This window comes from Endozoicomonas sp. (genome assembly GCF_051008435.1).
Taxonomy (GTDB): Bacteria; Pseudomonadota; Gammaproteobacteria; order Pseudomonadales; family Endozoicomonadaceae; genus Endozoicomonas_A.
Window position 1 is genome coordinate 1 of the sequence record NZ_JBPCXO010000226.1, and the last position, 7,334, is coordinate 7,334.

Annotated in this window: 5 protein-coding genes and 1 pseudogene; 3 read left to right on the forward strand and 3 right to left on the reverse strand. The window is 47.2% G+C overall.

Going from position 1 to position 7,334, the window contains the following annotated elements:
* Positions 1 to 117: 117 nt before the first annotated feature.
* The 3 genes from ACR2PX_RS11720 to ACR2PX_RS11730 all read right to left on the reverse strand — a co-directional run bounded on the left by ACR2PX_RS11720 (position 118) and on the right by ACR2PX_RS11730 (position 3,818).
* Positions 118 to 1,260 (reverse strand): hypothetical protein, encoded by a 1,143-nt coding sequence (locus tag ACR2PX_RS11720; protein WP_433999541.1) that lies wholly within the window; start codon positions 1,258 to 1,260, stop codon positions 118 to 120.
* 458 nt (positions 1,261 to 1,718) lie between these two features.
* Positions 1,719 to 2,354 carry a DUF2726 domain-containing protein gene (locus ACR2PX_RS11725; protein ID WP_433999542.1) on the reverse strand — a complete coding sequence of 212 codons (636 nt, stop codon included), beginning with the start codon at positions 2,352 to 2,354 and terminating at the stop codon, positions 1,719 to 1,721.
* Between the two features lie 426 nt (positions 2,355 to 2,780).
* Positions 2,781 to 3,818 carry an AraC family transcriptional regulator gene (locus ACR2PX_RS11730; protein ID WP_433999543.1) on the reverse strand — a complete coding sequence of 346 codons (1,038 nt, stop codon included), beginning with the start codon at positions 3,816 to 3,818 and terminating at the stop codon, positions 2,781 to 2,783.
* Between the two features lie 105 nt (positions 3,819 to 3,923).
* Here ACR2PX_RS11730 and ACR2PX_RS11735 point away from each other — a divergent pair, with 105 nt between their 5' ends.
* The 3 genes and pseudogenes from ACR2PX_RS11735 (at position 3,924) to ACR2PX_RS11745 (ending at position 7,061) form a co-directional block, all read left to right on the forward strand.
* Positions 3,924 to 5,678 (forward strand): alkyl/aryl-sulfatase, encoded by a 1,755-nt coding sequence (locus tag ACR2PX_RS11735; RefSeq protein ID WP_433999544.1) that lies wholly within the window; start codon positions 3,924 to 3,926, stop codon positions 5,676 to 5,678.
* 96 nt (positions 5,679 to 5,774) lie between these two features.
* Positions 5,775 to 6,581: pseudogene (locus ACR2PX_RS11740) on the forward strand (IS5 family transposase).
* 234 nt (positions 6,582 to 6,815) lie between these two features.
* The gene (locus ACR2PX_RS11745) at positions 6,816 to 7,061 is read left to right on the forward strand and encodes a hypothetical protein (protein ID WP_433999545.1); all 246 of its coding nucleotides are present in this window, start codon (positions 6,816 to 6,818) and stop codon (positions 7,059 to 7,061) included.
* The last annotated feature ends 273 nt before the right edge of the window (positions 7,062 to 7,334 follow it).

Sequence of the window (7,334 nt, forward strand, 5' to 3'; positions counted from 1 at the left end):
ACCGTAGCGAGAAAAAGTCCGGTTTGAGACAGTTTTTATGATTATTTGAGGCGAATAGCGAGCTATTCAACGAAAAGAATCAGAAAAAATGGCCAAATCCGGCTTTTTCGCAGTAGGTCAGTGGTAAGTCCGACAGGCTCCTAGATCTACGGCATACCAGGCATTAGGATTGACTGCGTTATCAGAGTCACACAATGCTCTGGGTGTGGGACTGATAACAGCTTCTGTCACTCCCCATTCTGAATGCCATTCGGCCCTTTCGACCATGGTGAGAGATTCTGGTTCCAACAGGTCTGCGAACCATCGGGAAACGTTATAGTAGGGGTCATAAGACTGCTCAATGAGAGGATGTCTTCCGCCAATGGTGGTGCCAATCCGTCCCAGCGCACCGAGAATTCTATGGACGATCATTCCATCGATTTTCCTAAGCTCGGTGCGGTTCTTGAGATACTGATTAATCGCCATCGCTTGTCTGGTATCTTCATCATCAATCGCAGATAAGTCTTGATACTCGAGGTTAGCCTGATAAGAAATATAGGTTGCTTTCACTTGAGAACCGTCGTCAAACGACAGGGTGGGAACCGGTGTTTCAACGGTGTCTTGTGTGAAAAGTGGTTCATCCTGAACTGAGTGGAAAACAATAACGTAAACCTTGTTTCCTGAAGGAGAGAGCTTTTTGGAGTCCAGTGTGATTTTACTGGCCATTGAATGGGCAATGCGTTGATCGAGAGGGGTCGAGTGGATATTAGCGTAGTTGGGGATTCTCTTTCTGTGTTCGTCAATAGTTTCCTCATCAACACCCGCATCATAGACAGAGAAAGATCTCATGCTACCAAAACTGAGTTCTGACAGTGATGCCATAATGATTTGCTTGAAGTGTTCTGATCTGAGCTTTCTTAAACTCCTTCTCTGTTGTTTATTGCCTTTGGTATTGACAAGACTGCTGCCGCCATAGCCCCGAAAAATAAAGACTACATCTGAATTAAGCTTCTCTTTCTGTGGAACCGGGGCCCAGCCAATGTTTTTTAAACCTGAATACGTATCAAGGGTTGGGTCATAAATAGTTGGATCCGGGTCAGTACCGGCAAAAGGATCGAAACCGTACAGGTCCGAGTAGTCGCTGGGTGGAGTAAAATGCAAGCAGGATCGATCAAGCGTGCTCTCTCCCGTTGATGGTAAACCGGTAGTCGTTTCTTCAGCTGATGAGAGTGGTGATTGTAGAAAGTAAAAAGTGATGGATAGTAGAGCTGCTTGTTTCAAGAACGAATTTTGAAGAACCATTTTCTTTCGGTCGAAATAAAAATCATACCGCCTCGGTCTTGAGTGCCAGCGCGACCAAATAATTCAGTGTTCGGTAACAGGCAACGCAGCGAAGAAAGTGATTGGAAAGCGTCTGTTTATCAGGATTAAGTTAGACTTTTATTAGGTATATAGCCATTCATGTCCGTTGATTTAATTGAGTATGACTCAAAAACAAGATTCATTTGCTGTTTAGAAAGTAGGCGTGTTTCTGGCTTTTAAAGAGGATGCTTTGATGGATCAAAAAACGAAAGTATGGAGTCAATAAAAACAATATTCCTTGAATAATAAAGGACAGGTTGTTTTTTAATGGTATTTTCAGATCATCTTTATTTCATTCCATCTAAGAATAGGTAGCCTTTGAGGAATAAAATAGCCAATGGGTAAGTTGTACTGAATGGATAGAGGCCAGGAGGTGGTTAAACCAACCTGGCACCCTTGCATTGTGGATAACGGGTGCAAATCCAGCATTCTTTGCCAGCATGCTGGCCTTTTTTAACAAGGGTTAGTTTCATCTCTGAGTGACATTTGGGGCAACTGCTGGGGGCGGCCAGTTCACTCGTCTGGGCCTGCTGTTCTTGAGCGGGTGGTTCAAAATCATTAACACCGCAGGCTGAGAAAATTTCTTTTTTCAGGCTGGGAACGTCTCGATAGGGTCTTACATCGTACTCCAGTACGGATATTCCTGCCTTGTGACAGAGCTCTCGGAGCTGATCATTGGCCTGACCTTTTCTATTAGGAAGGTCCAGCAAGACCACACAGAGCACGTCCATCTCCCGACGGTGGCAAATCACAAAATCAAAACACTGGTTTTTGAATTTCTTCAGATTGCCTGAGCCCTGTAACACTTCATTGACCGGCATCCTTGGAAAGACACTCAGATGGCTACGAACAGCCATATCGAGTTGCCCCAGGAAAGCACGATACTCTGGAGAGAAAAGAGGGTCCCGGCATTCCAGGTTCTGGCCTCTCATTCTGAGCCAAAGTAACAGACCCAGTATGATCACCAGAAGAGATACGGCTGCGGGAATAATCAGAGGATGATCCAGACTCACTGCTCCACCTTATACTTGTTCTTTGAAAAGCTGGCTCGTTACACTTCAATCAATAGGCTGTCAGGTGCCAGCTATTGACTTAATAAGCATAGACTGAAGACTGAACTCGGCTTTACTTGTTAGCTTCACTGGGCGCGTATTGTGACACAGTTATGACAGTCTGCCAGTGAAAAATGTTGTCAGGCAGTTGTTCTTCTCTGAAAGCTACCTCTTAGTAGACTTTCAATGATCAGCATCATGATCAGGAACCCTGTCAGATTCATGAATCCTGCCGCTCTTCACAAATCATCCAGCCTTATGGCACTGACTCTGGGCCGTGTGAGGTGCCAGTGACCAAGGTGCTGCTGCCAATGTGATATTCCACTTAGATAAGACACGGATAAGGTTGGGAAGGAATAAAAGGTGTGCAGAATGATTAAAAAATAGTTATTTCTGTTTTTGTAAAAGCTGTTCTTCCCGGTACTTTTTCGGAGTCTCCCCCGTCCATCGTTTGAATGCTCTGCTGAAGCTACTGGAATCGTGGAAGCCCAGCTCATGGGCAATTTGTGTCAACGGCTTGCCGGGCTGACTGATCTCGGACAAAGCTCTTTTTTTGCGGATTTCATCCAGCAATTCCCGAAAGGATGTGTTTTCTGCCTGAAGCTTTCTATGGAGATTGCGTGGACTCATATTGAGCAGCTGGGCAACAGCTTCCAGAGTGGGCTCTCCGGCTACCAGCATGTGCGTGATGTGACCCCTGACCCTGGGTAAAAAATCCCGGCTCATTTCTTCGAGGTAACGGCTGAGAATTTCCTTGTTGGCATTAGCAATATCAGCGCTGGCAGTAGGGATAGAGTATTCAAGAATTTCCCGGTGAAAGCTCAGTCGAAGAAAGTCAGAGTCAAAACGGACCGGGCAGGGCAGCTTGCTGGTCCAGAGTGTTGGGTCCATCGGAGTGGGTCTGGGCAAAGCGACATAGTGTACCTGAGACAGAGAGACATTCAGGTTTTTGGTCATGCGCATGAGTGTGACACCGGCGAAAGCATCCATGGCTTCGTAGCTGGGAGCAGGCAGGTGCTCAGGTACTCGGTAGAGTAGCTCAACGTAATCATGGGTTTCCTGCATCTCTACGGTAACGGCGGTACTGATCACTGCAGAATAACGGGCAATGAATTCCAGTGCTTCCCGAATGTTGGCGCTGGTTTGTACGACATAGCTAAAGGCAAACAGATGGCTGGTGTTGACGTGATCCATGACGGAAAGACCGATGGCCGGATTGTCTGTTTCCCGGGCAGCCGCCTTCCATAGAAGGGTCATACTGTCGACAGGAATCCGGCTGCCAGCACGTCTCAGCAAATCAGGATGAATACCTGCTTCTTCCAGCATTGCTTCAACAGGGCAACCCTGCTCTCGCAGCGCATCCACCAGAGGTAAGGCCCAGCTATTCAGGGTAGAGGCATTTTCACTTCTCTCAACGATTGTCATTTCAGGTCAATTTGTTGGCAGTTTATGTCCGGTAATGTCTTGGTTGCTGGCTATATCATGAGTTCACACGAAAAAGAACACAATAAGAAACTCGTGAGGAAACCAATGGCCAAGGCAACAAGTAGTTTTTACGTTCTGGCACTGACAGCAGCTCTAACGGGATGCAGTGTTACTCAGCCAAAGCAAGAGCAACCTCTCTCTGTACCAGTAACCCCCAGCGTCCACCCTGAACTGAAAGCACACTCCTATGAGTTTGAACGAAAAGTTTATGAGGTAACAGACGGTGTTCATGTAGCCGTGGGTTACGGTCTCGCTAACTCCATCATGATTGAAGGCGATGATGGCATCATCATTGTGGATGTCATGGAGAGTAAAGAAGCGGCTGAGAAGGTGATGGCTGAGTTCAGAAAAATCACCGACAAACCAATCAAGGCTTTGATCTATACCCACAACCATGCGGATCACATTCTCGGAGGTAAAGGTTTTGTACCTGAGGGTGATATTGATGTTTATGCCCATGAAAGTACCAACAGCTATATCAATCGTGTGATCAACAAGTTGGGCCCTGTCATTACTGACAGAAGCAGTCGTATGTTTGGTAATCAGTTGGAAAAGGGGGACCTGGGTCTGGTGAATGCAGGCATTGGTCCTGTGCTCAATGCCGGTCATGGGGGAGGAACACCCACTCTGATTCGTCCTAACAAGACGTTCTCTGACTCCATGGAAATCACTATTTCCGGGGTTAAGATCCACTTGGTCCATGCTCCGGGAGAAACCAACGATCAGCTGTTTGTCTACCTACCGGACAGGCAGGTTATCATGCCTGGAGATAACATCTATAAGGCTTTTCCCAACCTTTATACCATTCGCGGCACGCTCTATCGCGACCCGGTCGCCTGGGCTAAAAGTCTGGACAAGATGCGTGACCTGAACCCTCAATATCTGGTTCCCAGTCATACCCGCCCTATTTCAGGCCGTGAAGAAGTGGCCGGTGTTCTGACGGCTTACCGGGATGCGATTCAGTTTGTCCATGACCAGACCCTCAGAGGAATGAACAAGGGAATGACGGAAGATCAGCTGGTGGAATCTGTGATACTGCCGGATCAACTGTCTGAACACCCCTATCTTCAAGAGTTTTACGGTTCCGTTGAGTGGTCTGTTCGCAGCATTTTCAACGGTTATCTGGGCTGGTTTGACGGAGATGCAGCGACCCTTTCCAGAGCATCAGAGAAAGAGAGAGGTGAGGGAATGCTGGATCTGCTGGGTGAAGAAAAGCTGCTGGGTTCTGCCCGGGAAGCGATCAGTAGAGGTCAGAATCGCTGGGCACTGGAGCTGGTCAACTATCAGCTGTTTGTGGAGCCGGACCATGCTGAAGCAAAAGTCTTGAAGGCTGAGGCGATGCGCAACATAGCCCATGCCACCATCAATCCCAATGGCCGGAACTATTACCTTTCCCAGGCCCAGGAGCTTGAGGGAAATTCACCTGAAATCAAAGCGCTGGATGACGCTACTCTGGAGCTCCTGAAAACCTTTCCCGCTTCCAACTTCATAGAATCTATGACCGTGGCTCTGGATACAGAGAAAAGCCAGGGTGTTGATAAACGGTTGTCGTTTGATTTTACCGATGTAGATGAACAGTTCACCCTGCATGTTCGCAACAGTATTGCCGAGTTCAGGCGTGAAGATGATCAAGAAGCAGAGATCCGTATTGCAGTCTCCAAAGGCGACTGGATTGAGCTTGTGACGGGCAAAAAAGGCTTTGCTGGGTCTCTGGCCAAGGGCGACCTTTCTGTAGAGGGAGGTATAACAAGCCTGCCTTCCCTGATCGGTTTTCTATCCATGTTTGACCCAGTGAAATAAAGATTCCTGGGAAAAAACTGAGTCTGAGAAACCGTCTGAAAAGTGGTCTTTACTGTCAAAGTCCTATAAAAACAGGGGTTTTAACAGTGATATACAGTGAGTAGGAAGCGTCGTAACAAGTCAGGCAAAAAGCGTTATCCTTCGGATCTCAGTGAAGGAGCATGGAAAAAACTACAGACTCTTTTACCTGTTGAAAAAAAGAACGGTCGTCCTCGTACAGTCAGTTTACGCAAGGTGCTCAACGGTATCTTTTACGTGCTGAAAACAGGTTGCTAATGGGCAGCCCTGCCTATCGATTTTCCAAATTATAAAACGGTGTATCACTATTTCTGGTCTTGGCGGCGAAGCCATGTCTGGAGAAGAATTCACGATACCCTTCACACCAAAGTACAACAAAAAGCGGGGAGACATAAGCATGCCACGGCAGGCTGTCTTGACAATCAGAGTGTCAAAACTACCGCTATTGGCGGGCCGGGCCGAGGTTTCGATGCGGGTAAGAAAATCAAGGGCCGAAAGCGGCATATCCTCGTCGATACCATGGGACTATTATTGGCGGTTGTGGTTACATCAGCTGCCATACAAGATCGTGAGGGTGCAAAACTCTTACTGACCAGGCTGGGTGGCATGTGTAAAAAGCTCCGTTTGATCTGGGTTGATGGGGGTTACCGAGGAGCTCTGTTGGACTGGGTTAATGACAGGTTTCAATTTGCACTGAGGGTTGTCCTGCGTTGTGACAAGCAACAAGGATTCAAACTGTTACCTCGTCGCTGGGTTGTGGAAAGAACGTTTGCATGGCTCAACCATAATCGCAGGCTTTGCAAAGATTATGAAGTATTGCCGGAAACAACAGAAGCAATGATTCACTTGGCTATGATTCATATTCTGCTCCGCCGATTAGCCTAAAAGTGACTTTTCAGGCGGTTTCTCAGGGAGTTTCGGCGGGCTGAAAAAGAAAAACCCGGCGTCCATGTCCGGGTTATTCAGGTGCTGGGGGGGGCAACCCAGCATTGAATTTAAGAGTCGGTTTTATTTCGCCGGGAGTCAAAAACTTTTTCCAACCTCTCACTTTATAATCGCAATTTATAGTATTCTGCCTCTCGACAGACATAGAAGGACGTAACAAGTACAGGAGTATTAATGTCTCAACTACTGCAATTGAAATGCTTGTCAGACATTAGAAAGGTTGTCTCGGATATAGAGGTCTACAGAGCCAGACCCACCATTCAGGGAAAACATCCCACCCTCTATGATGAACGCAAGGAAGGTCGCTATCGAACGGTCATGGGGGTCAGAGTATGTGACTTCCAGTTTTGCCCGATGAGCGATGGGTTCTGCCCAATCCCAATATGGGGCTATCCTTCTCCGCCACCTGGGATAACCTAAAGTTTGTTTATGGGATGTTCAAAAAACGGGCAAAGAAAAAGCCCGTCGATATCTACTGGGTGCTCTCTGAGGCGGATATTCCGCCGGGCCTGGCTTTTCAGGAAGACAAAGGAAACCCAGGGCATTATTTTTTAGCTGTAACAGAAAGGGCCCTTTTACAGGTTGGCTGATCATTTTTGGGCCTCCTGCCTGATTTTTAGATAGAGATAATCAAGATCATTGTAACCACATGCCTTGTATATTATCCGCTTGATGACACCATTGAAGGCTTCG

Coding starts and splice junctions, on each gene's coding strand:
- ACR2PX_RS11730 (WP_433999543.1), bottom strand. CDS start 3,818: ATGACAATCGTTGAGAGAAGTGAAAATGCCTCTACCCTGAATAGCTGG.
- ACR2PX_RS11745 (WP_433999545.1), top strand. CDS start 6,816: ATGTCTCAACTACTGCAATTGAAATGCTTGTCAGACATTAGAAAGGTT.
- ACR2PX_RS11735 (WP_433999544.1), top strand. CDS start 3,924: ATGGCCAAGGCAACAAGTAGTTTTTACGTTCTGGCACTGACAGCAGCT.